We start from the raw sequence: 1,346 nt of genomic DNA, 5'->3' as shown, positions 1-1,346 counted from the left end.
TCAAGTCGATCATTTTTCTTCGTTTTTGGTTGGTTGGATTCTTTCTTAAATTTTATTCAGTGCAGGATCTTCTCTTTTGTGAAGTTGGTTTCTCGTTACGTTGTAGGTTTATTCCTTAGTTCAACCCGATCATCTTTCTTAACATATCGCCAAGCTCAGACGCGAGCGCTTGCGCGAGTTGTCTGCGGCGCCTTGTTGGCCGCTATAAGTTCTAAACAAAAGCCACAGGCTAGAAGATGCCAGCTTAGAGATGAAACCACTGACGCGGATACAAATCGAAGGCGACTAACTTCACATAATCTCAAAAATTCGTAACTCTCTCGTTTAGCCAGAGCTGATAGTTCTTTTAGGTCAGGGCCACCACTGCTTCCTATGAGTAGCCAATATGAGAGAAAACAAACGACAAACGCTGGAGCTATGAAAATCCATAGTTTTTTAAGTCTTACCTTTTGATGCTTGAATCCATGTTTTCCTATCCAAACGACCATCATGGAGAGGAAGCCTGCCATGCCAAAAAGCCAAAAGCTAGAACTGACAAACATAGCTCCGAAGAAGCTCAGGATGTAGAGCGACAAGATAAGGTAGAGCAGGATGTTCATTTTCTATTTTTGGCCAACGCCAAGCTCTCACGACGCGGGCTTGCCCGCGTTGTGAGAAGCGCCTTGTTCTGCTTGATCAATGTGAACGATTCCTTGAACAGTGAGAACTAAATAACTGTTCGATGGTTCGTTTAATCCGTAAGCAAATAGATAGTTGGATTTACATAACGGACAGCCGATGTTTTCGAAAACCATGCCGCCTCCACAGGGAGATCGACTGTGCTCTCCCATCACGTAGTATTCTCTGATTTCTTTTCTTTCTTCTTCAGAAAAGTCCCCTTTGGGAAAAGGGTCGCACGGAAAGGTTAGACGCTCCTTGAGTGAAACCGAAATCTTTTCTTTGCATTCGATGCAGTTCCATTCGAACGATTTGTCTTCGTCGGTGATGTCGATTTCCTTTTCGTGATACCAAGAAGGACTTCGAATGGCCTTGTTAAATCTCATTATCTTTTTTGCAGAACGCCAAGCTCAGGCGACAAGGCCTAAGCTATCGTTTGGATTGCTGGGTTGGTTGGGTTTCATGGGGTCTTAGTGAAAGAGGCGAGCGTTTGCCGCAGTTGCCTGCAGCGCCTTGATGGGCGTTGTTTTTTGGGTAAGTGGTTGGGTTCCTTGTCGAATCTTGATGCCTTCAATTCTTAGATTGTTTGGTTCTATCATCAATTCGTTTTCTTTTGGGTCGGATAGGGGAGATGCTGAATGTCGAAGTTCTAGCAGTGGGGATTTCTTTTCTGTAGTTAGATTTCAGCT

2 protein-coding genes are annotated in these 1,346 nt (G+C 44.2%); both read right to left on the bottom strand.

The genetic code is table 11. The features are described 5' to 3' along the window. Positions 1–155: 155 nt before the first annotated feature. Complete coding sequence (locus QEH53_RS23770; RefSeq protein WP_309025729.1) at positions 156–599, bottom strand: hypothetical protein; 444 nt, start codon at positions 597–599, stop codon at positions 156–158. Between the two features lie 27 nt (positions 600–626). Continuing rightward, positions 627–1,043 (bottom strand): hypothetical protein, encoded by a 417-nt coding sequence (locus QEH53_RS23765; protein WP_309025728.1) that lies wholly within the window; start codon positions 1,041–1,043, stop codon positions 627–629. Positions 1,044–1,346: the final 303 nt, after the last annotated feature.

The organism is Pelagicoccus sp. SDUM812002 (assembly GCF_031127835.1).
Lineage (GTDB): Bacteria > Verrucomicrobiota > Verrucomicrobiia > Opitutales > Opitutaceae > Pelagicoccus.
This window is presented reverse-complemented; position numbering and strand designations above follow the sequence as displayed.

Excerpts from the sequence above, each read along its gene's own strand:
- QEH53_RS23765 (WP_309025728.1), bottom strand. The coding sequence starts at position 1,043 with ATGAGATTTAACAAGGCCATTCGAAGTCCTTCTTGGTATCACGAAAAG.
- QEH53_RS23770 (WP_309025729.1), bottom strand. The coding sequence starts at position 599 with ATGAACATCCTGCTCTACCTTATCTTGTCGCTCTACATCCTGAGCTTC.